This window comes from Nostoc sp., from assembly GCF_036919815.1.
Lineage (GTDB): Bacteria > Cyanobacteriota > Cyanobacteriia > Cyanobacteriales > Nostocaceae > Nostoc.
Genome location: NZ_JBALCE010000094.1, coordinates 60,727 through 82,019 on the forward strand (window position 1 = coordinate 60,727; position 21,293 = coordinate 82,019).

The 21,293-nt window shown below is 43.6% G+C and carries 21 protein-coding genes and 1 pseudogene; 10 read left to right on the plus strand and 12 right to left on the minus strand.

Translation table 11 applies throughout. The features are described 5' to 3' along the window. Positions 1–283: 283 nt before the first annotated feature. Both V7K15_RS22400 and V7K15_RS22405 read right to left on the minus strand, forming a co-directional pair. Positions 284–2,995, minus strand: a complete 2,712-nt coding sequence (locus V7K15_RS22400; protein ID WP_334908999.1) for a hypothetical protein — start codon at positions 2,993–2,995, stop codon at positions 284–286. A 156-nt stretch (positions 2,996–3,151) separates the two neighbouring features. Further along, a pseudogene (locus V7K15_RS22405) lies at positions 3,152–3,511 on the minus strand (hypothetical protein); the annotation flags it as partial. 954 nt (positions 3,512–4,465) lie between these two features. Here V7K15_RS22405 and V7K15_RS22410 point away from each other — a divergent pair. Next, positions 4,466–4,663 carry a hypothetical protein gene (locus V7K15_RS22410; protein WP_334909001.1) on the plus strand — a complete coding sequence of 66 codons (198 nt, stop codon included), beginning with the start codon at positions 4,466–4,468 and terminating at the stop codon, positions 4,661–4,663. Between the two features lie 81 nt (positions 4,664–4,744). Next, entirely contained in the window at positions 4,745–5,221 is a 477-nt protein-coding gene (locus V7K15_RS22415; RefSeq protein ID WP_334908891.1) for a Tic20 family protein, read from the plus strand. Between the two features lie 3 nt (positions 5,222–5,224). On the opposite strand, the gene V7K15_RS22420 is transcribed toward V7K15_RS22415, so the two are convergent. Further along, complete coding sequence (locus V7K15_RS22420; protein WP_334908893.1) at positions 5,225–5,998, minus strand: fumarylacetoacetate hydrolase family protein; 774 nt, start codon at positions 5,996–5,998, stop codon at positions 5,225–5,227. Positions 5,999–6,066: 68 nt separating this feature from the next. Further along, a complete protein-coding gene (locus tag V7K15_RS22425) occupies positions 6,067–6,243 on the minus strand; it encodes a hypothetical protein (protein WP_334908894.1) in 177 nt (58 codons plus the stop codon). Positions 6,244–6,408: 165 nt separating this feature from the next. On the opposite strand from V7K15_RS22425, the gene rpsF reads away from it, so the two are divergent. Together rpsF and V7K15_RS22435 are read left to right on the plus strand one after the other, a co-directional pair. After that, positions 6,409–6,759, plus strand: a complete 351-nt coding sequence (gene rpsF, locus V7K15_RS22430) for a 30S ribosomal protein S6 (RefSeq protein ID WP_334908895.1) — start codon at positions 6,409–6,411, stop codon at positions 6,757–6,759. A 271-nt stretch (positions 6,760–7,030) separates the two neighbouring features. Further along, positions 7,031–7,591 carry an Npun_F5560 family protein gene (locus tag V7K15_RS22435; RefSeq protein WP_334908897.1) on the plus strand — a complete coding sequence of 187 codons (561 nt, stop codon included), beginning with the start codon at positions 7,031–7,033 and terminating at the stop codon, positions 7,589–7,591. Between the two features lie 481 nt (positions 7,592–8,072). Here V7K15_RS22435 and V7K15_RS22440 read toward each other — a convergent pair whose 3' ends face one another. Continuing rightward, positions 8,073–8,426 (minus strand): STAS domain-containing protein, encoded by a 354-nt coding sequence (locus V7K15_RS22440; protein WP_334908899.1) that lies wholly within the window; start codon positions 8,424–8,426, stop codon positions 8,073–8,075. 464 nt (positions 8,427–8,890) lie between these two features. Between V7K15_RS22440 and V7K15_RS22445 the strand changes: the two genes are divergently transcribed. Further along, positions 8,891–9,523, plus strand: a complete 633-nt coding sequence (locus V7K15_RS22445) for a DedA family protein (protein WP_334908901.1) — start codon at positions 8,891–8,893, stop codon at positions 9,521–9,523. Positions 9,524–9,717: 194 nt separating this feature from the next. Here the strand turns inward: V7K15_RS22445 and V7K15_RS22450 are convergent, their stop codons facing one another. From V7K15_RS22450 to V7K15_RS22480, 7 genes are all read right to left on the minus strand, one after another. Further along, positions 9,718–10,920 (minus strand): argininosuccinate synthase, encoded by a 1,203-nt coding sequence (locus V7K15_RS22450; RefSeq protein ID WP_334908903.1) that lies wholly within the window; start codon positions 10,918–10,920, stop codon positions 9,718–9,720. A gap of 456 nt (positions 10,921–11,376) precedes the next feature. Further along, on the minus strand, positions 11,377–11,868 hold the full coding sequence (locus tag V7K15_RS22455; RefSeq protein ID WP_334908905.1) for a PEP-CTERM sorting domain-containing protein: 492 nt from the start codon (positions 11,866–11,868) through the stop codon (positions 11,377–11,379). A gap of 370 nt (positions 11,869–12,238) precedes the next feature. Continuing rightward, complete coding sequence (locus V7K15_RS22460; RefSeq protein WP_334908907.1) at positions 12,239–14,188, minus strand: alkaline phosphatase; 1,950 nt, start codon at positions 14,186–14,188, stop codon at positions 12,239–12,241. Between the two features lie 32 nt (positions 14,189–14,220). Continuing rightward, a complete protein-coding gene (locus V7K15_RS22465; RefSeq protein ID WP_334908909.1) occupies positions 14,221–14,469 on the minus strand; it encodes a hypothetical protein in 249 nt (82 codons plus the stop codon). Positions 14,470–14,589: 120 nt separating this feature from the next. After that, a complete protein-coding gene (locus V7K15_RS22470) occupies positions 14,590–15,570 on the minus strand; it encodes a cation diffusion facilitator family transporter (protein WP_334908911.1) in 981 nt (326 codons plus the stop codon). A 466-nt stretch (positions 15,571–16,036) separates the two neighbouring features. Next, positions 16,037–16,654, minus strand: a complete 618-nt coding sequence (locus V7K15_RS22475) for a DsbA family protein (RefSeq protein ID WP_334908913.1) — start codon at positions 16,652–16,654, stop codon at positions 16,037–16,039. A gap of 14 nt (positions 16,655–16,668) precedes the next feature. Then, positions 16,669–16,812, minus strand: a complete 144-nt coding sequence (locus V7K15_RS22480; RefSeq protein WP_334908915.1) for a hypothetical protein — start codon at positions 16,810–16,812, stop codon at positions 16,669–16,671. An 81-nt stretch (positions 16,813–16,893) separates the two neighbouring features. Here V7K15_RS22480 and ffh point away from each other — a divergent pair, with 81 nt between their 5' ends. The 5 genes from ffh (at position 16,894) to V7K15_RS22505 (ending at position 21,216) form a co-directional block, all read left to right on the plus strand. Further along, positions 16,894–18,360 (plus strand): signal recognition particle protein, encoded by a 1,467-nt coding sequence (ffh, locus tag V7K15_RS22485; protein WP_334908917.1) that lies wholly within the window; start codon positions 16,894–16,896, stop codon positions 18,358–18,360. A gap of 202 nt (positions 18,361–18,562) precedes the next feature. Continuing rightward, positions 18,563–18,823 (plus strand): 30S ribosomal protein S16, encoded by a 261-nt coding sequence (gene rpsP, locus V7K15_RS22490; protein WP_334908918.1) that lies wholly within the window; start codon positions 18,563–18,565, stop codon positions 18,821–18,823. After that, the gene (locus V7K15_RS22495; RefSeq protein ID WP_334908920.1) at positions 18,786–19,220 is read left to right on the plus strand and encodes a KH domain-containing protein; all 435 of its coding nucleotides are present in this window, start codon (positions 18,786–18,788) and stop codon (positions 19,218–19,220) included. The genes rpsP and V7K15_RS22495 overlap by 38 nt, the downstream gene beginning before the upstream one ends. Before the next feature lie 465 nt (positions 19,221–19,685). Further along, positions 19,686–20,639, plus strand: coding sequence for a PhoH family protein (locus V7K15_RS22500; RefSeq protein WP_334908922.1), 954 nt, complete (start codon positions 19,686–19,688; stop codon positions 20,637–20,639). Positions 20,640–20,811: 172 nt separating this feature from the next. Beyond that, positions 20,812–21,216 (plus strand): ChuX/HutX family heme-like substrate-binding protein, encoded by a 405-nt coding sequence (locus tag V7K15_RS22505; RefSeq protein ID WP_334908924.1) that lies wholly within the window; start codon positions 20,812–20,814, stop codon positions 21,214–21,216. Positions 21,217–21,293: the final 77 nt, after the last annotated feature.

Sequence of the window (21,293 nt, forward strand, 5' to 3'; positions counted from 1 at the left end):
AATTCTTCCTTGTCTCCTCTTTTTCATTCGCTACTCAAAATCACATAGGACTTACGCATAAAAGATTCGCCAACCCCCTTAAAAAGTTGGCTCTTTAAGATCCCCCCTTTTTAAGGGGAGCCAGCGCGGTCTTCTCCCTTCGCGTAGCGTCTCGTAGAGAAGGGGAGAGGCTAGCGCCAAGGGGGTTTCCCCCATGAGCGACGCGACTGGCGTGGGTTAGGGGGGAGTGCGCCTCGCGCACGCTACACGAACGAAGTTTCAAGTTTTGAGTGCGTAAGTCCTGTCACATACTGAGGAGTTCATCTAGCTGCAAGCTTGGCAAGTCTGGAGGAACCACAGTTCGGAGTATTGTGACTTTGTGACTCTCCTGTTGGGTTGTCAGATCAAGTGCGATCGCTTCTAAGCGAATTTCTAAACAGCCAAAGGGAATGTTTAATTGCGTCATCACTTCCAAACCTCCCAAAGCATTAGGTAGTAAATTTGTCAATAAATGAGGACCATCTACCAACCAGCGAGTTTGATAATCTTCAAGCCATAACTTGACAACAACTTGTGGAGATACTTCAGGCAGTACTACGCGCACTATGATAGACTTGCCAGCGATTAGTTCACCTTCTGGCACATGCAATTGTGGAATTGGTAAAGGCTCAGTGGCTGCCGCAATTATCGGGAAGGAAGGGGATAAATCTAACAGTGGTTGCTCCTCTTCTTCAAAGGGGTAACTCCTGGTTGCCTCGGCTTCCAGTTCACTATATGTATCATCTAAAACGATTTCTTGCGCTAACCAAGCTGACGCTATATTTATATTTATCGAAGCAGGGGGGAGCGGTTGTTGGGTTAACAGAGCCGATGAGAGTGTTGGTTCTAATACTTTTTCTAGTCCGGTATTTTCTCCTATCCCCAGATCCGCTTGCTTGGCTGTGTCTACATCTTCCTCAAAGTTCCCCAGTTCGGAAGCCAACCCTTGGACTTCTTCCCATGTCCCCTGTCCCTTGGGCGTCTCCGTCAGAACAAGTTCTGAGTGATCCAAACCTTCGCTCAGATTCTTCTCCGTGTTGGCATCTAGGTTTAACGGCAAGTTGACATCAACATTCGCATTTTCTGCACTTAGAGAAAGCGGTGTCTGCGGCGCTAGAACATAGTTATCGTAGTCTTGAGGTTGCAGATCATTGATCGATTCAGGCAAAGAGTATCCTTGGCTCTGCATCCACTTTCTGAGTAAAGGAGATGAGTCAAGGTTGCCTGTTGTAATGACTTGTGCATTTGGTTGGACTTCTACTTCAGCAACAGATTCTTCCTGGAATTGTGCATTTGTTTGGGCTTCTAGTTCAGCAACAGATTCCTCCTGGAATTGTCCATCACCTACTAATTCTGGTGTATTTGCATTTTCAGCTACAGTTACGTCCAACTGCGGGAAGTCTTCAGGATCTGAAACTTGCAATGCATCTGGGGGGACATTGCTTTTTACTTCCTCTGCATCACCTGGCAAAGCTTGTAACCGTCTCAAGTATGGAAAAGTAGCGTCGAGTCTTGGCATTCGAGGTTGCCTGATCACCAACTGCTCCAAGTTGATGGTAGATATAGTAGTATCTTTTTCTAGAAGTTCCTCCTGTGTAGGGGATTCTGCAACAACATCTGTGGTGTTGGCATCGGTTGGAACCGGGGGAAGTTTCGGCAATTGAGGCGAAGTGCCTGAATTGTTGAACTTAGATATCCGCAGGCCACCTTCTCGCAGAACTTGCAGGTTAATTTGCGGTGGTAGGGGTGTGTTTGGGGATATATTGAATATCTGAAACTGGTCTGTTTTTGGAATCTTAACCAGATTGAATAGTTTCAAATCGAGCCTTACAGCTGTCTCTGTTTCTGTGAAAGTAGCAGATGAGTCTGATGCTGCGATCAGGCCATTTCCATTTAAGGATTTACTAAGTTTCCCTACGCCTGTGATTGCCAGTAATTCTTTTACTTCTGCTGTAATGGTGAAGGACTGGCTAGCTAACTGGATGATTTCATCGACATCGGCGAATCTACCATACAAACTGATATCTGCCAAAATTAACTTGGATTCACAGTCAGCAGGAATATCAATTGAGGTATTGATGGTGAACGGCAACTCCTGGTCTGGTAAGGGTTGCCGTACCTGGGTCAAGATTTTCGAGTTCTTGGGCGATCGCAGTTCAATTCCTAATTCAAGCGCCCGCAAGCTTTTTGGGGATAATGTTTCAGCCTGATCCAGATTTGTCTTTTCTTCGAGTTCTATGTGTCCATTGATTGTCAGAGCTTCTCCCCAACGAGCAATGTAAGAACCCTGATCTAAAATTAATAGTAATGGTGGTGGTTGTGTTACTGGAGAATGTGTAACCTTTTCATCTTCTGGCAGAGGTTCAGAATCGGGTAAAGCTAAATCTATTAAATTTTGTAAAATCTGCTCTGCCGTCTCACCTTTGAGCCATACAGGACTCACCGGCTCATCGATAACTATATTTTCTTCGGTTTCATCTGGCACAACAATGTTAGCGGGGTTGCTGTCTGTAGCAATTGCCAGTTCTGGAGAAAGAGCGATCGCTTGATCTAAGGTAATTGCCGATTCTGCTGGGGCAGTAGATTCTAAGTTCCCTTCATCTGGCACAACAATGTTAGCGGGGTTGCTTTCTGTAGCAATTGCCAATTCTGGAGAAAGAGCGATCGCTTCATCTAAGGTAATTGTCGGTTCTGTTGGGGCAGTAAATTCTAAGTTCCCTTCATCTAGAACAACAATGCTAGTGGGATTACTGTCTGTAGCAATTGCCAATTCTGGAGAAAGAGCGATCGCTTCATCTAAGGTAATTGCCGATTCTGCTGGGGCAGTAGATTCTAAGTTCCCTTCATCTGGCACAACAATGCTAGTGGGGTTCCTGTCTGTAGCAATTGCCAATTCTGGAGAAAGAGCGATCGCTTTATCTAAGGTAATTGCAGGTTCTGCTGGGGCAGTAAATCCTAAGTTCCCTTCATCTGGCACAACAATACTAGCGGGGTTACTGTCTGTAGCAATTGCCAATTCTGCAAAGACAGCGATCGCGTTATCTAAGGTAATTACCGATTCTGCTGGGGCAGTAGATTCCAACTTTTTAGAAAAAGTATCTGAGTGGTCAGGTGAATTTGATTCTAGATTCTCCCCCTCTCTTTCCTGGGGCAATACTTGAAGTTGGACACTGTACTGCCAAGATTTACCGAACAGATCCGACATCAAATCGCCGCAACAGCGCAACTCCCAAAGTCCCGACTGCAAGTAGGTATAAGGAATTACCGCCATTAAGCCTTCTGAGTTAGTGCGACGCGATCGCTTTAAAATTCGCCGCATTGGTTGAACTTCCTGAGTTGAAGAGTGAGTTACCCGCACTTCCACGTCTGTATTCGGAAGTTGGGAAAGAGCCAAAACTCTATACTCTCCTTCCAAAATTTCCAAATTTGGCGATTCTAGGATATGCCACGAGCGAGCGCCTTGTTTCTGTATCAGAAATTGCCAGTGTTCCATTGTGAGTGATGCCCAGACCGACGAGCCGCCCAGTAATATTGTCTATTACCTTGCTTGCCAGTTTACCTCAGTCTTTTGTAAATGCATCACTTAAATGACTATCAAGTTAACTCAGTTTTACTTACTTGAATTCTCGCACTTTAACTAGTCGCCTCAAGGGAATTTTAATCGGTCGCCGTGTTGCTTGAGGATAAAGCTTTTGTTGTTTCCCAAATATTAAGTTTGACCTCTCCAATCCTAATAGGACTTACGCATTTATAGATCCCCCAACCCCCTTAAAAAGTTGGCTCTTTGAGTTTCCCCCCAATTTATCGGGGAGCCACTGCGGTCTTCTCCCTTCGCGTAGTGTCTCCTTGGCGCAGCCTCTCGCAGAGAAGAGTTGGGGAGACGCTAAAAGCGATAGCGTTCGCGCAGCGTCTCGTAGAAAAGCGGTAGCGAGTTATCGTACTCTTACAGAGAAGCAAGCTACGCTTTTAGCGTCTCGTAGAGAGCGTCTGGGGTTTCCCCAAGTGGAGCAAGCGGCGTGGGTTAGGGGGGAGTGCGCTTCGCGCACGCTACGCGAACGAGGTTTCATGTTTTTAGTGCGTAAGTCTTGCCTAAATTAACGGGGATGCAATGAATATCGTTGACTGTCTCTGCTAAACTTAGTGCGAATAATTTTCTATTATTTTTCACTAAAATTACAATTTGTAATAGAGACAACATACAATAAATTCAGATTCACTTGATAATTTTTATTGAATTGTGATTGCCCACATTTTCGCTACAAAGAGTTAGGATTTGGCTCTTAAGTGTCCTCTGCGATCGCTCATGCTGGGCGTAAAGCGCGATCGCTTTCTCATCACAACCACTTTGCAAAACGCGCCCAACCTACGTGAAGCAGTTCAAAGAGCCTCTGCGTGTCCTCACCTAAGTGAAATGTGGGTGACAATGAGGATTTACAGGAGGGATTCGATGCTAGTCATTTTAATGGACGAGCAAATCCTTGCCCCTGAGCAAGTTTGCCAGTCTTGTTTACTCGCTGACGGGCGCGGTCAACCCCGTTGGCGTGGGGGTCAACTGCGCTGTGGTCAAGCCATTCGCAAGCTTACTCAACAGCAGCCAGACCAGTATGAATGTATGATGGGCTTTCGCATCGCCCATATAGAATAGTTGAATTTGCTAGCAAGACCTAGCAACTGCGTTATCCTAAGCTCAAGTAACTATAAAAATTTAACCACAGGAGAACGCATAATGTCTTGGCGTGGGTCTACAACAGTTTCAGATCGAATTTTTGCCTCCTTGCCTTATTTACTTCCTCTAATTGAGGTTTTTGTATTTGGTCAATACTTGCTCTCAGAGTTTCCACCACTACAACTGCTGTTTCTGCCGCTTCTGCCATTGTTGAGAATTTACTACGGCGTGCGTTATGCAGGAATGATTATTTTCTTTGCTTTATTTTTGCTGGTAGTGAGAAACGAAAAAATTAGCCACTTTATTCGTTTTAATACTATGCAAGCAATCCTTTTGGACATCATTATCTTTTTGTTTGGCATCCTGACTGATGTTGTCAGACTAGTTCCCTCTGGTGGTTTTGCAATCCAAACTCTATCCACAACCATTTTTATCGGCATAGTGGGAGCAGTTGCATATTCAGTCATTCAGTCTGTGAGCGGGCGTTATGCGGAAATTCCAGCGATTTCCGATGCAGTGTATATGCAAGTGCGTTAGAAATTAGCGGGCTACTACGGTGTTTTCCAGGCGACCAATACCTTCAATTTCTACACGCACGCGATCGCCTGGATGCAATGGACTTACACCCTCTGGCGTACCTGTAAGCACTAAATCACCGGGTAGTAGCGTCATCACCTGACTGATATAGGAAACTAAAACATCGGGCGAAAACACCATCTGATCGATACAAGCAGATTGGACTGGATTGGTGTCATTATTTAAAAAAGTCTGCAATCTCGCTCCGGGATTTAATTCCCGCACAATCCAAGGTCCCAAGGGACAGAAAGTATCAAAACCTTTGGCTCGCGTCCATTGACCATCCAGTTTTTGTAAATCCCGCGCAGTTACGTCATTGGCGATGGTGTAACCCCAAATTTTTGATTGGGCTACCTTTGGTGTACATTCAAAGGCGTAATCGCCAATCACTAATGCTAACTCTCCTTCGTAGTCAACTCTTTGTGACTGGGGAGGATATTTAATTTCCCTCTCAGACGGAATTATCGACGTGGGTGGCTTGAGAAAAATAAGTGGCTCAGAAGGTACCGGAGTTCCCATTTCGGCTGCATGCTCTGCATAATTCTTCCCCACCGCCACAATTTTTGAGGGAGCGCAGGGAGCCAGAATTTGGTAATTTTCTGGTGTCAAAGTTAAATCAGTGGGTTGTCCTTCTAACCAGGGCGGAGCATCTAGCACTTGGACATTGAGGGATAGTTGGAGTAACCCATAAAAAATCTGTCCTTCTGGATTTTGAATTCGCACATAGCGCTGTGCCATAACCTTAATGAATATCCTTTTATCTACGATTAGAACTTGTGAGCGGGTAGCAATCCTCAGTTAGCTTTTTAGCGAACCGATTCAGGCTTGAGCAAAAAAGCGTATAGATGAGATGCCCTTAGAGAAACATACCCGTTAGCGAAGCTAATAGCTTGATCCATTCGCTGTCCACCACCAAAAACTGGATTCTTACTTGCTAAAGAAATATGGGGGTCGGCTCCCGACCTAGTTTTGATTAGGGACATCGAAAAAATCCAAACTTTGGCGATTTGGCTAATGATTCAAATAGAAAACTGGTAAGATTATAGTTCCTTGTTGCTTCAGATGTTAATTAATACTGAAATTTAAAATTTAAACTAAGTATAAAATAACACCAGCAGCCACTTTTGTCCATGAGGAGACTGAAAAATATGACTACAAGTTACGAAACAATGTACATCCTGCGTCCTGACCTGGGAGAGGAACAGGCAGAGCAAGCAATTACTAAATATCAGAATTTGCTTCGCGATCAAGGCGCCCAGGATATGCAAATTCAAAATCGCGGTAAGCGTCGTCTGGCTTATGAAATCAAAAAACACCGCGATGGCATTTACATCCAATTAAACTACACTGCGCCTGCAACTGCGATCGCCCCCTTTGAACGCGCCATGCGTTTGAGTGAAGAAGTGATTCGCTATCTGACAATTAAGCAGGAAATGGAAGAGGAAAAACCCCCTAAAGAGGAAAAAGAAAAACCCGCTAAAGTAGCTGCAACGGTCTAAGGGATAGGGAGTAGGCTTGCCGTGAGCTTGTCCTGAGCGTAGTCGAAGGGCGTAGCCGAATGGGAGTGGGGAGTAGGGAGATGAGGGAGTAAAGAATAGTGAATAAATTCTTCCCAATGCCCAATTCCCAATTCCATTCAATAAAATTTTGTCTCTTTCTTTTTCCGTGACTTGCCTGGGAATGCTAAATTAACAAATACTTGCCAAAGGTAGTACTCCCGCAGTTATACCTAAGAGTGGACAAGATTCTGAATGGGAGCTGTAAGCTACTGTGATCCAATCTGATACACCCAACATTCAAGTTCTCTCTACGGAAGTATCGCAGCTACGCCAAGAGTTGCAACTCCGTGATCAATTAGTGCAACAACTATCTCAAGAACTCTTCCGGCTGGTAAAGGGTAACACTAGTTTTATGCCCCAGCAGCCGGATCTTGAGCGCGATCTGACCCAGTTACAGGCTTTGCAAGAACAACTCCAAGCTGTAGAGCAGCAGGTGGGGTTCTACCAAGAGCAAATTACAACTCGTGACTCCGAAATTTACCAATTGCGACAGTCAGTTCAAGAACTCACCGATCGCAGTCGAATGTTGGAGCAAGTAGTACAAGAGTTGCCTCAAATTTACCGTCGGAAGTTTGAGGAGCGGATGACGCCAGTCAGAGAAAAGGTAGCAATGCTACAACGGGAAAACCGCCAAATACAAGCAGAACTGCAAAGTGTGAGTTACCGTTTAGCACTCAAAACCCGCAATGCTAGTCACAGCGGCATTGATTTGCCAAATTTTCCCCACCCAGCATCCGAACAAAGTAACATTTCAACTCCCCAGAATGCCTAAAGTTACCATCATAGTCGAATCGAAGAGGTAAGAAATTAGCGCGGCAAAGCATCTTGGAGATATCCAAGTAGTATATCAAGGCAAAATAACTTATAGAGTTAGAAACAATCCCAAGGCTGAGATTCTAACCTTTCTTACCTCCTGCTTCCTTGCACTAGTTGCGTCGGACATAGAACAAGTAGCTCAGAGCAATTTGAAAAACCCTCTCTTTTAGAGGTTGGGGAGTGTCACAAACAATTGCATTGCTTTGACCAATTTTGGTCATTTCCTACTTTACTCGTTTAAGTAGATTTGCTGACAACAAGCAGATAGACTCATCTGCCATTGATATTACCTAGCTGAAAGCCATGAGTTTTGCTCAACATTTTCCTCCAGACATCAAAGAAAATCAGCCTGCTAGCACCAGACTGTAATCTTTGGGAATGTGAAAAAATGCAAATATTGCTTGACTCCACCATCCTTCTATAGGTAGATTTATTACTTAGCCTACTAGCATCAGACTCTTATCTTTGATGGGAGTAAAAATATCTTCGTAAGTTGGAAAAATTTCAAAGACTGTATCTAGTTGGGTAAGTTCCAAAATTAACCGTACAGGAGCTTGTACGTTGCATAAAACCAAGCGGCAACCACTCTGACGTGCAGCTTTCAACCCTTTTACTAAAGGGACTAACCCAGAACTGTCCATGAAATTAACTTTTGTTAGGTCGATAACCCAGAGTTGATGAGCTTGGGGCACTACTGCGGCCATCTGTTCACTCAAAGCCTTACCGCCTTGCAAATCTATGCTTCCTTGGGGTTTAAACAAAATCACTTGAAGTTCTTGTGTGAGAGTCATGAGTTTAATAGGGTAGTTGGAACACTTGACAAAAAATTGAAAAAAGATATCAATACCTCTTCTCTTTCAACGGCAAAAGGACTGTTTTACCCCGATATTTGGGTAATTGCAGTCGTGCAATTGAGAGCGATTATTTCAGTATTCATACCGTATAGTTTGTGATAACTTTCACCAATATAGGCATAAGCGCCTAACAATTTCGGTATCAACCGTATCTTTTACAAGATTTTCATAATTATAGGGGATATTTATAAATTTCTGATAATTTTTTTAACTTTAAAAAAAAACATATTAAGTTGTGGTATTAATTTCTAAAAATTACATAGTTAATAGTAAAAAATTAATAGTTACCATAGACTATAAGTTATGAATTAAGGACTCAAAGTAGTAGTTTGATTGACACACCAGTCAAAAACAAGCAAAAATATAATAAAAGTAAAAATTTGTAAAGGCGGCGGTGCGGGATGTCTTTAGAGTTGATTTCACTAGAAAATATCCAGGAAGTCGCGCATAGTTACGGGTATTTGGCAATTTTTTTGGGAATTTTGCTAGAAAATTTAGGCATTCCCCTTCCTGGTGAAACCGTGACCTTAGTGGGCGGGTTTTTAGCTGGCAGCGATGAACTAAATTTCTGGCTGGTTCTCGGTGATGCAATTATGGGTGCTGTAATTGGTGGCACTTGTGGCTATTGGATTGGTAGAGTTAGCGGTTGGGCTTTTCTAGTAAAAGTTGGTAGCATATTTCGGATTTCGGAAGTGCGGCTGCTGAATATTAAAGATAAATTTAGTCAAAATGCTGCTAAAGCGGTATTTTTTGGACGTTTTCTGGCGTTGTTACGAGTTTTTGCGGCACCACTAGCTGGTATAGCCGAAATGCCCTTTGGAAAATTCTTTTTATACAACTTGTTAGGAGCAGTTTCTTGGGCTAGTTTGATGGTGACATTGGCTTTCTTTGCTGGCAAAATTATCTCTTTAGAACAATTGGTTGCTTGGGTGGGTCAATTTGCGATCGCAGCCTTACTGATCCTCGCTGCCTTAATTATTGTCCCCCTATGGCTAGAGTCTCGTGAAGTCAAGGAAATGAGTAATGAGGAGTGAGAAGTGAGGAGTGAGGAGAGACGCGATTAATCGCGTCTGTACAAGAGTTAGGAGTAAAGTAAAAAGTTATTTTTTTAAGTTTTACTTTTGTATTTTGGATTTTTAACTCCTAAATCTGCCAATTTTGGATTTTAGATTTTAGATTTCTCCTTCAATCCAAAATCCAAAATTCAAAATCTAAAATTGAATGACTCCTAACTTTTAGTTAGCCGCGACCAAATGCGAGTTGGTAGTCCCCAAACGTAGATAAAGCCTTCAGCAGCTTTATGGTCAAATTGGTCTTTGGCTCCGTAGGTTGCCAAATCGGGAGTATAGAGGGAATTATCGCTCAAACGCCCAACTATCGTAGAGTTGCCCTTGAATAACTTCACTCGCACAGTTCCAGAGACTCGCTCTTGTGTCTTTTGAATAAAGGCATCGAGTGCAACTTTGAGTGGACTGTACCATAAACCGTTGTAAACGATTTGGCTGTAAGTTTCTTCAATCCCACGCTTGTAATGGGTAACATCTGCGGTTAAAGTCAAGCTTTCCAAATCTCTATGTGCCTGAATTAGGACTAACATCGCGGGTGATTCGTAGATTTCCCTCGATTTGATACCCACCAGACGGTTTTCGATCATGTCTATCCGCCCAATGCCGTGATTTCCTACCACCTGATTGAGTTCTTCAACTAGTTCAACGGGCTTTTTGGCAATACCGTTCAAGGTTGTGGGAATACCACCGTGGAAACCAATTTCGATGTACTCTGGCTGATTGGGAGTATTAGCGATCGCTTTGGTCATCTCATAGATTTCTTCTGGTGGCTCAAATGAGGGATCTTCGAGTAAACCAGCTTCAATACTACGACCGAGCAAATTCTTGTCAATGCTGTAGGGAGAAGATTTTTTGACTGGTGAAGGGATACCAAAGTTTTCACCATAGGCGATGGTTTCCTCACGGCTCATCCCCCATTCTCTGGCTGGTGCGAGGATTTTTAGGTTGGGGTTCAGGGCGGTTACAGAGACATCAAAGCGAACTTGATCGTTACCTTTACCGGTGCAACCGTGAGCGATCGCATCAGCACCATATTTTTCAGCCGTTTCTACTAATACCTTAGCAATCAGTGGACGCGCAAGGGCAGTTCCTAGAGGATAACGATTTTCATAGAGGGCGTTGGCTTGAATCGCTCCAAAGGCGTAATCTTTAACGAAGCTGTCTTTGACATCCGCCACTAGGGATTCACTTGCACCCGATTTCAGAGCTTTTTCTCGAATTGACTCTAATTCATCTCCCTGACCTAAATCTGCTGCTAGGGTAATCACCTCTTCCACACCCCACTCCTGTTTGAGATAGGGGATGCAAACTGAGGTATCCACTCCGCCAGAATATGCCAGGACAACCTTTTTGGCGCGACCCATTAATTTCTCCAGTTAGGAAAACAAAGAATGAGTCATTATTATATCTGAACTAATCCATGTATATTTTCTTAATGCAACGACCTATAGGCAGATTGTCAGCAAACTCAGACACTACAATCTATATAATCTAATTTGTGGTTAACTCTCATCTAAGTTTGCCGATAGAGCTAGATAGCCCTACTTAATTATTCGTGAACAACAAGTTACAGACTTATTAAAGAAGTCGGGAATCTGAGCCTTTCGATTTTTATACATCAAAGAAGACTGATATAGCTTTTATATGCAACTTTTGCAGGACTTACGCAAACAATAGCCGAAAAGAAAGATTTCCAGGTAAGGGCAATTCATGAATTGCCCCTACAGGGTATAGTTTTGCGTAAGTCCTATTTTGAATCTTGTTAAAAATTAGATTAAAAATTTGCCAAGAACCTCGTGTTACTTCTAGTCATGCGAGGTTCAAGACCTAGAAGATGCTGTCTTTTTCGCCAAGAACAAACCCAAGCCAAACACAGACAATCCAAGCATAAAACTTGGCTCTGGGACACTGGTGTAAGTGACGGTTTGAACACCCGCAGAGGTCGAATCATTCAGATCGATAAAACTATCACGGTAGACATTAAAAGTGCTAGGTGTAAAATACAAGCCTAACCCCGCTTGGTTCAAAATTGTTCCCGAAAAGTCGGTTAAAACTGACGCTAAAGGATCATAGGCTTCAGTGTATGACTGACCACCGTAGGTAGCAAAAATCTTTAAACCTTCTGCGATCGTTACTTGTTGATCGTCTGCTGCTGCTTGGTCAAACGAAAAACTACCCGTGAGAGTTTTATTCTCGTTAGAGAAATTATAAGTGAGTTGTGTAGCTTGGACAGGCATAGTTTCCCCTACCGCAAAAATCAGGGCAGTTCCCACTGTTATAGCTGCTAACTTCTTAAAGATGGAGTCACTCATTTTTTTACCTTGATTAAAGAAGAGATACAAAAATCCTGAAATAGTTTTATGAAACAGAAACGTGTATTTCCACGTCTCTGGAACACAAAGTTTTTCAGTCACACAATGCAAGGATTTTAGATTGACCCTACAGATCAATGCGCTTACTTTAAGGATTTTGGATTTTGAATCTTTTAATCCAAAATCCAAAAGCGTTCAACTGACTTGTACTGACTTGTGCCGAGCGAAGTCGAGGTAGCGTTGTCGTTGGCGCACCCTTTCGTAGAGAAGTAGCACTCACGCCGTACCCCTCCGGGGAAGCAAGCTACGCGTAGCGTTCCGCAGGAAAGTCTAAAACTTGGTCAGTGTTGAGTGAAGCGGTGTATTAAGTTTACGGACTGACAATCGCAGTTTTCATAGCCTGGAAGATATGACTCTGATCAACCACTCCTCGAACACCGGGCGCACTGTAAGTACCAGAGCTATCTGTGAACTTGAGCTTTTGTCCAAAGGATCGAGTCAGAGTTGATGAATAAGCACCCTGGTAGTAAACAGGCACAATCCGTCGGCTATGACTACCCCAGAGGTACTTGTAATTTGGATCAGCTCCCCAGAAGTGACCAGCGTCTTTAGGGTTGTGCTTATTAAAGGTGATGTCCTTAGCGTTATACTTCAAGCCTCTAGCTTTATTAGGATCAGGATTGGGAGTTAACTTTGAAACAAAATCATTATTTAGAGTCAGGTAGTGGTCATGGTCAGCAGTAACAAGCAGCAGGTTCTTACTCCAACCACCATGATTTTCTACCCAACTAATGACCTGCTGGACTGCTTTATCAAAATCATTCATGGTACCGATTAGGTTATCCATGTTGTTGTCATGAGCAGCCCAGTCTACATCACCTCCCTCAATCATCAGCCAGAAACCGTCTTTGTCTTTACCTAGAACCTTTAGAGCTGCTTTGCTCAGATCAGCCAAAGTTGGATTTTCGTTAATCTCTCTGGCGATAAAGCTAGCATCGGTTTCACCGGGAGCGAGAGGACGGATAGTATCAGGTGTGGGGCCAGCAATTGGGTTCCCTGCTGCATCAACCACAGGAACACAATCCCCAACTGTACCAGGAATGATCTTACCTGATGGACAGGGACTTACACTCTTAACAACGGAGCTATAGAGCGAGGCGTTGTTCAGACCTGTCAGACTGTAGTCTCCCTTAGAAGAGCTAGTAGGAAGGTTGCCTTCTTGTCCACGGGCACCGTATAGACCAAATAATTTGCCTCCCTTATTTGGGTCGATGTTAGCAGCCGTGTTTAGCAATGTCTGAGTTGCATTCGGGCCACGTTCCAAAAAGGTATAGCCATAACGATTGGACGTAGGGTTATCGCTGAGATGCTTATAAGTGTCTTCTGTAATATAGGTATAGTTAAAGATACCCTCTGCTGTACTTGTACTACTTTTATTGTCAAAGTCTTTAGGATGACCGCCACCCAACAAGACATTAGGCTGAAAGTTTAGCAATGTCTGTTGCAGAATACTGTCTTGGTTAGTCTTGGTGGGGTCGTATTTACTGTCGTATTTGCTGCGACGATTTACAAAAGAAGCCGCAGCACCAGGCGTTGCGTGGCTAATAGGTACGGAAGTAACTAGTCCTGTAGACTTACCTTTTTCTTTGGCAATTTCCAGGATGGTTTTCAACTTTTTCTCGTAAATGTCTACACCCATCGCGTTGTTAAAGCTCTTTACGCCCGTATAAAGAGTCGTAGCGGTGTTAGCAGAGTCGGGATAACTGTGTTTGATGTACTCTTTGTCGTATGTACCAGGATTAGCAGGGGTCAGAGGAATCCAGGGAACAGGGCCGCCCTTACTAGGGTCGTAACCTGTCAGATTAGCATCTGCCAAACTGTTGCCATCAAGTCGATTGCCTGGATTAAAAGGAGTCGGCTGGAATGAGAAGTTGGGACGAACAGGACTTGCACCTGTGAATGTATCAGACCCATCCAGAGCAGAGTTAGTTGTTAAGTGGGGCTGACCTGTTGGCTTCTCTGGTGTATTTCCCTGAATCGTTGTGCCGTAAGTGGTCACTAGTCCATATCCAGTTAGCTTTTGGAAGCTTAGACCTGAGCCTTTACCACTAGTGTAAAAAGGGGCACCTTTGGCAACGGCTGCGGCCCGTGCGAGATTCCAACCCATACCATCGCCAATCATGATAATTACATTAATTCCATTACCAGCGGCCATAGTCGGCTGAAAAACAGAATTACCGAATATCAGCAGAACGGTACAGAGAAAGCCAGCCATTGTCAAGGCTAGCGATCGCTTGTACTTTCTCAAAAATGAAATCATTTCAGTGCGCCTTAAAGTTAATTTGTTAGCCGTTAATACTGATAAAAATTCGGTTCTAGATGAGTAGCACCGAAGTCTGAGTATGTAGCAGTTGCATCTAGCTGAGTAGAGGGTGTGGTATAACTCTGGTTAGAGGCAGGTTTGGAGGCAGTTGCTGGTTGTTGATTCGATGTGACGAAGAACAACAGGATTGCCAGAAACAGACCAGATATGAACCAAGCTAATATGCGTTTGTATTGTTTCAGTAATGAAATCATTTGGGATTTTGGAATTAAGTTCATGATTCAGTAAACCTCCTAGTAAATAACTGTTTGACAATCGTAATAATGCTAATAAGCATCATATTTAAATATGAATTTTAGGGGAAACCTTTTGGTGTTTGATTTAGCTATTGTGTGGTTTTAATTTGTTTTGCTTGCAGACAACATTAAAACTATATCTTGGTTAAATAAAGGATGAATTGGCATTGATGAAGGTTTTCTACAGCTAGTTAGCTGCAAAGTGATTTCAGCAATATTAAAGTTTTTTTGGAGGTGAGTTTGCAACTTAGTGAGTAAGCGATCGCATTCTTGAGTTGTTGCACATTCAACTGTCAAATTAGCGCAAAGCATTACCTTATTTGAGCTAATTGCCCAGATATGAAGTTTTTCTACTTGAGCTACACCAGGAAAAGATTTGAGAGATATTTCCACCTCAATGGGGTCAATTGATTCCGGTGCATACTCCAAAAAAATCTTCAGGCTTTCTTGGATTATAGGTAAAGCACTTAAACCAGTAAAAATTGCAACTACTAAACTAATAGCGACATCTGCCCACCACCAATCCCAAAGATGAACTGCTAAAGCAGCTATAATTACGCCAACAGAACTAGCAGTATCGGCGATGACATGAAGCAAAGCCCCCCGTAAATTTAAGTCGTCGTGAGTGTGCGGATGAAGCAAGGTAATGTTGAGTAAATTGACGATTAAACCTAACACGGCAATTCCTAACATCGGTAAGCCCAAAATAGTTGCTGGATGTTGCCAGCGCCCAATAGCTTCCCATGAGATAAAAGTTGCGATCGCTATTAAACCTAATCCATTTAACAAAGCTGCTAAAACTTCGATACGCTGATGTCCGAATGTTGCTTGACTCTTAGCTGGTTGCCGTGCTAATAAACTTGCAAATAGTGATATTAGCAAGGCTGAAATATCAGATAATATATGTCCTGCGTCTGCTTGTAGAGATAAACTTTGACTCCACAAACCCACACTCCACTCAGCCACAAAAAAACAAGCAAGTAAACCTACTGTTATCCACAATATTTTGGCTTTCTGCCGACTTTTAAGCACTTTTACCGAAGTATTTTCGCACTTACATTTATCCCATTGAAGTAAAAGCATTAGCCAAAAAAACCTTTAAATCTAAAGTATTGTCCTGAAAAATCTCCACCTCAATATTTGTGATGGGTCTGTTTTTAATTTAGAATGCTGCGTTATCAAAGATTATCTTCAAATAGGGACTATATATTTCTGGAAATTACTCACTAATTTTTTATTTTAGAGATACATAATTTTAAATGCATTAATTTACCAAGACTATATAAAAATTATCTTGGTTAATTTAAGGAATGGTAATGATTACGTTAAAAATGATAAATTACAGTAGATTAACACCCACTATTTACAAATAAATGCAATCCTGCTAGCAACTTCTTACTAATTACACAATTACTTTTATTTGTAATTAAAAGTTGTAAACAACCTGACTCTGATTTATGAAAATGATAACTATTATTGTTTCGCAAAATCGTAGCTAGGACTTACGCACTGTACAAATTAATCTATGAATTACGGTTTACTAATTGTTTTACCTTTTCAGTGAGCCAATCGACACGATCCTTTCGCCTTCCACTATCCAGGTTGGGACTCCAGGACAGCCAAATTGCTCGTATTCTGCCAAAGCTGCCACTGCTGCTTGTTTAGCTGCTTCGCCGTGTACCAATTGCAGAATGCGATCGCCATTCAGCCCAACATCATTTGCAACTTTCCTAATCACAGACTCATCGTTAACATCAAGAAGGTCGATGTACGTCGCTCGAAAAAACGCGGCATCAAGCAGATACTCCTTCCCGGTTCCACAAGCAGCGTAATATGCTCTCGCGGTCAGTTCTTCCCGACCAAATTTCATTTTCTCCCAGCGTTTGACCCACCTACTAAATTCTTCATACTCCTTGAGCCGAATTTCAATGCCGTACTTTTTCGCCCACCGCAGACAATCTTCTTTGTGATACGACGATAAAAAAGCGCTTTCACTTCGTCCTTGCAGGTCAGCTACCTTTATACCTCGCTCCTTCGGTATGTAGATTGGTCGTCGTTCAATATCAACAGGTAAACCCCGCAATGCTTTTTCGGCAAGAGTAATACCAATGTATGAGTTCGACGAGTGATATATCGAATACGAGTACACTTTGATTCGTTGCGACATCTTGGCTCCCATAGTCACTTAAATATATTACGAATTAGCGATCGCAAGTATTCAAGCATCGGAGTCCCAATGCCCCATGCCCCATGCCCAATGCCTAATAAAGCTAAGTATCTGGTTGCTACAGTCGGGCTGAAAACTACTAAGCTGGTAGATAGCACGTTTAAACTTTAGCGGAAATTCGGAATCGCATTCATCGGCGGTTTAGAATTCCCCATTGGCGAATTACCTGTAATTACATTATGTTTGATGCATTATCTGACCGTTTAGAATCCGCCTGGAAGAAACTGCGGGGACAGGACAAAATTTCTCAATCCAACATTCAAGATGCTTTGCGCGAAGTCCGCCGCGCCTTGTTGGAGGCAGATGTCAATCTCCAGGTAGTCAAAGATTTTATTAGCGAAGTCGAAGCCAAAGCACAGGGATCTGAGGTGATTACCGGCGTGCGACCTGACCAACAGTTTATCAAAATTGTTCATGATGAACTGGTGCAGGTGATGGGAGAAGAAAATGTCCCCATAGCAGAAGCCCAGGAAAAGCCTACTATTATTCTCATGGCTGGGTTGCAAGGTACTGGTAAAACCACAGCTACCGCTAAGTTAGCCTTACATCTCCGTAAATTAGATCGTAGCTGTTTATTGGTGGCGACAGACGTATATCGCCCAGCCGCGATCGACCAGTTGGTGACGTTGGGTAAGCAAATTGACGTACCAGTATTTGAACTAGGAAGCGACGCCGATCCCGTAGAAATTGCTCGACAAGGTGTAGAACGCGGTCGGGCAGAAGGTGTAAACACAGTAATTATTGATACTGCTGGGCGCCTGCAAATTGACGAAGAAATGATGGCGGAATTAGCCCGCATCAAAGCCACTGTCCAACCCCATGAAACTCTGTTGGTGGTTGACGCGATGACTGGTCAAGAGGCAGCCAATCTTACCCGCACCTTCCATGAGAAGATCGGAATTACTGGGGCGATTCTCACCAAGTTGGATGGTGATAGCCGTGGTGGTGCAGCGCTTTCGGTGCGAAAGATTTCGGGAGCGCCGATTAAGTTTGTGGGCGTGGGTGAGAAAGTCGAGGCACTGCAACCGTTTTATCCCGATCGCATGGCATCGCGGATTCTGGGAATGGGCGATGTTCTCACCTTGGTAGAAAAAGCTCAGGAAGAGTTTGACTTAGCAGATGCGGAGAAAATGCAGGAGAAAATCTTGTCAGCAAAGTTTGACTTTACTGACTTTCTCAAGCAGCTGCGGATGCTGAAGAATATGGGATCTCTGGGAGGCTTGATCAAGATGATTCCAGGGATGAACAAGCTCTCAGATGATCAGCTCAAGCATGGAGAAACCCAGCTCAAACGCTGTGAGGCGATGATTAACTCCATGACTCGCCAAGAACGGCATGATCCCGATTTATTAGCGAGTTCTCCCAGTCGGCGGCGGCGGATTGCTTCTGGCTGTGGCTATAGAGAGTCCGATATAAGTAAACTGGTGGCTGATTTCCAAAAAATGCGATCGCTCATGCAGCAAATGGGTCAAGGTGGCTTCCCTGGAATGCCGGGAATGTTCGGTGGCGGCGGTATGGGTGATGCCTTCGCAGGTGCAGGTAATCGTCCCGCAGCCCCAGGATGGCGAGGTTATGGTGGTGATGCCGCAGGTGCGAAAAAGAAAAAAACCAAAGATAAAAAGAAAAAAGGCTTCGGCAATCTTTAGTCAAGAGTCATTGGTGATTACTGATTAACTAATGACTAATAGCAGCAAATGCTAGGCAGTGCTAAGATTAGCATTTCGACCTCAGAATTTATCAGCAGAGGAAACTGACCCGCAATTTCTCGGCAGCAGCCAGTATTTGGGTTACTTCCTCGCCAACTAGTTGCTAACTAATATCTAACAATAGGAGAATGATTCTTCAACCATGATCAAACTGCGCTTGAAGCGATTCGGTAAAAAGCGGGAAGCAAGTTACCGCATTGTCGCCATTAACAACCTCGCTCGCCGTGATGGCCGTCCCCTAGAAGAGTTGGGATTCTACAACCCCAGAACTGATGAAGTGCGACTAGACGTTCCCGGCATCGTCAAGCGACTACAACAAGGCGCTCAACCCACCGATACCGTCCGTCGCATTTTAGTAAAAGCCAATGTTTTTGAACAGGTCCGCGCCACAGCCGCATCATAATTCTGGAATAATATCCCCAACAGCTAGTCCCAACTATCTTGGGCTGGTTCAGTTTTTGGTGCAGCCATTTTTGGAATCTCCAGAGACTTTAAGCGTCGATTGTGAAATTTCTCAAGCCCTCAACCGGGTTTGGATTCGCATCGCCTTTGAAAGCACAGATAAAGGGAAAGTGTTTGGTCGAGGGGGACGCAATATTGAGGCGATTCGTACAATAATTGCCGCAGCCGCAGCCGCAGCTGGGCAATCAACATACCTGGATATTTACGGCAGCACCACCCCGGGCCGCGAGGGTATGTCTTTTGATGAAGACACAGAAGAGCGATCGCCACCACCGACTAGGAGAGAACCGCGTGGAAATGATGGGCCTAGACCCATTGTTAAACCCCGCCTCCGCTAGGTTCAAACTAGAGAGCAAGTCTGAGCGGTTGTAGTTACCTCCGCTCAGAATTTTTATAAAAATGGAAAGTAGCAAAAAGATTTTTGGATCTTTTTTTGGACTCTTCACCAGTAGGGGCGTACACCTGTAATTGGTGTTAACTTAACATGAAAGCCTAGTCTGATAAGATAAGCATTTGAAAATTTTTCAATGTTACCATCTAGATTTTCGATCCCCCCTAACTCCCCTTAAAAAGGGGGGACTAGAATTTTTTGCCCCTTTTTTAAGGGGGTTGGGGGATCTAAAACGAGAGTAAATTGAGTGTTTGATCTGAAGTTGACACCAATGTACACCTGTACGCCTCTATAGGCGATTCATTTGTTGCAAAGATTTTTGTAAAATGTAAGTAATAAAAGCGTAATTTCGCCCTTAGCGAGAAAATATTTACCTTTGTCAAAAACAGATCCTCACGAATTAAGAAATACTATGGCAGGTGCCTTAACAATTCAGCTGCCGAATATTACCAGCGCGATCGCTCTAGCCGGGGATGGAGAAGAAAATCTCAAAATCTTATCTCGGCAAACAGGAGCCATTTTAGTGCTACGCGGACAGGAATTACTGATTTCTGGAACCGTAGAACAAATTGATCTGGCTTCTCGATTAGTGCGATCGCTTGAAGACCTCTGGATTAAAGGCAATACTGTTTCCAGTGCGGATATTTTAACAGCCCGTCAAGCCATAGATAGCGATCGGCAAGGGGAACTGCAAGATTTACAGCGAGATGTCCTCGCTAAAACTCGTCGGGGTGAAGAAGTCCGCGCTAAAACCTTTCGCCAGCGTCAATATATCGACACACTCCGTAGGCGTGATCTCACCTTTGGGATTGGGCCTGCTGGTACTGGTAAAACTTATCTCGCTGTTGTTGTCGCCGTGCAAGCACTCCTTGCTAACCAGTTTGAAAAGCTAATTTTAACTCGCCCTGCCGTCGAAGCCGGCGAAAAACTCGGTTTTTTACCTGGAGACTTACAGCAGAAAGTTAATCCCTATCTTCGCCCACTTTACGATGCTATTTATGAATTCATCGACCCAGAAAAAGTACCCAGTTTAATGGAACGCGGTGTGATTGAAGTCGCACCACTCGCCTATATGCGGGGACGCACCCTCAATAACGCCTTTGTAATTGTGGATGAAGCTCAAAATACTACACCCGCTCAGATGAAAATGGTTTTGACTCGTTTGGGTTTCCGTTCGCGGATGGTGATTACAGGCGACATGACACAAACGGATTTACCACTTCACCAACAATCGGGTTTAGGAGTGGCTTTACAAATTTTAAAACACGTTGAAGGCATTGCCTTTTGCGAATTTTCCCAAAAAGATGTCGTGCGCCATCCTCTAGTTCAGCGCATTGTCGCTGCTTATGAGCAATACGAGAAATAGGTATTGGACACTTGTACTGAGCGTACCACTTCCCTACGGGACGCTACGCGTAGCTTGTCCTCCGCAGGACTACGTGGAAGCAAGCTACGCGTAGCGTCTCGTAGAGAAGCCGTTGGCGCAGCCTCTCGTAGAGAAGTATTGGGTATGAACAAATAACAAAGGATAATAATTTATGAGTACTACTTTGAAAGAATTTTTAGCAGCTTGCGAGACTTTGGGAACTTTGCGTTTAATTGTCACTAGCAGCGCTGCTGTATTAGAAGCACGAGGCAAAGTAGAAAAGTTATTTTATGCAGAATTGCCTAAAGGTAAATACGCGAATATGCACACCGAAGGCTTTGAGTTTCACTTAAATATGGACAAAATTATTCAGGTGAAATTTGAAACGGGTGAAGCGAAGAGAGGCAATTTTACAACCTATGCCATCCGGTTTTTAGATGATAAACAAGAATCTGCTTTAAGCCTATTTTTGCAATGGGGTAAACCGGGAGAATATGAACCAGGACAGGTGGAAGCTTGGCAGACTCTAAAAGAGAAGTATGGCGAACTTTGGCAACCTTTACCAGCAGAGATTTAAATAAACTTGATTTAGAGTTGAATGTCAATTATTTAAGCACAAGTTGTTGCCCAGATCCCCGAGTTATTGAAGAAGTC

Excerpts from the sequence above, each read along its gene's own strand:
- V7K15_RS22495 (WP_334908920.1), top strand. The coding sequence starts at position 18,786 with ATGTTTTTGAACAGGTCCGCGCCACAGCCGCATCATAATTCTGGAATA.
- ffh (WP_334908917.1), top strand. The coding sequence starts at position 16,894 with ATGTTTGATGCATTATCTGACCGTTTAGAATCCGCCTGGAAGAAACTG.
- V7K15_RS22470 (WP_334908911.1), bottom strand. The coding sequence starts at position 15,570 with ATGCTTTTACTTCAATGGGATAAATGTAAGTGCGAAAATACTTCGGTA.
- V7K15_RS22450 (WP_334908903.1), bottom strand. The coding sequence starts at position 10,920 with ATGGGTCGCGCCAAAAAGGTTGTCCTGGCATATTCTGGCGGAGTGGAT.
- V7K15_RS22505 (WP_334908924.1), top strand. The coding sequence starts at position 20,812 with ATGAGTACTACTTTGAAAGAATTTTTAGCAGCTTGCGAGACTTTGGGA.
- V7K15_RS22425 (WP_334908894.1), bottom strand. The coding sequence starts at position 6,243 with ATGTCCCTAATCAAAACTAGGTCGGGAGCCGACCCCCATATTTCTTTA.
- V7K15_RS22500 (WP_334908922.1), top strand. The coding sequence starts at position 19,686 with ATGGCAGGTGCCTTAACAATTCAGCTGCCGAATATTACCAGCGCGATC.
- rpsF (WP_334908895.1), top strand. The coding sequence starts at position 6,409 with ATGACTACAAGTTACGAAACAATGTACATCCTGCGTCCTGACCTGGGA.
- V7K15_RS22475 (WP_334908913.1), bottom strand. The coding sequence starts at position 16,654 with ATGTCGCAACGAATCAAAGTGTACTCGTATTCGATATATCACTCGTCG.
- V7K15_RS22465 (WP_334908909.1), bottom strand. The coding sequence starts at position 14,469 with ATGAACTTAATTCCAAAATCCCAAATGATTTCATTACTGAAACAATAC.
- V7K15_RS22455 (WP_334908905.1), bottom strand. The coding sequence starts at position 11,868 with ATGAGTGACTCCATCTTTAAGAAGTTAGCAGCTATAACAGTGGGAACT.
- rpsP (WP_334908918.1), top strand. The coding sequence starts at position 18,563 with ATGATCAAACTGCGCTTGAAGCGATTCGGTAAAAAGCGGGAAGCAAGT.
- V7K15_RS22460 (WP_334908907.1), bottom strand. The coding sequence starts at position 14,188 with ATGATTTCATTTTTGAGAAAGTACAAGCGATCGCTAGCCTTGACAATG.
- V7K15_RS22415 (WP_334908891.1), top strand. The coding sequence starts at position 4,745 with ATGTCTTGGCGTGGGTCTACAACAGTTTCAGATCGAATTTTTGCCTCC.
- V7K15_RS22410 (WP_334909001.1), top strand. The coding sequence starts at position 4,466 with ATGCTAGTCATTTTAATGGACGAGCAAATCCTTGCCCCTGAGCAAGTT.
- V7K15_RS22440 (WP_334908899.1), bottom strand. The coding sequence starts at position 8,426 with ATGACTCTCACACAAGAACTTCAAGTGATTTTGTTTAAACCCCAAGGA.
- V7K15_RS22445 (WP_334908901.1), top strand. The coding sequence starts at position 8,891 with ATGTCTTTAGAGTTGATTTCACTAGAAAATATCCAGGAAGTCGCGCAT.
- V7K15_RS22420 (WP_334908893.1), bottom strand. The coding sequence starts at position 5,998 with ATGGCACAGCGCTATGTGCGAATTCAAAATCCAGAAGGACAGATTTTT.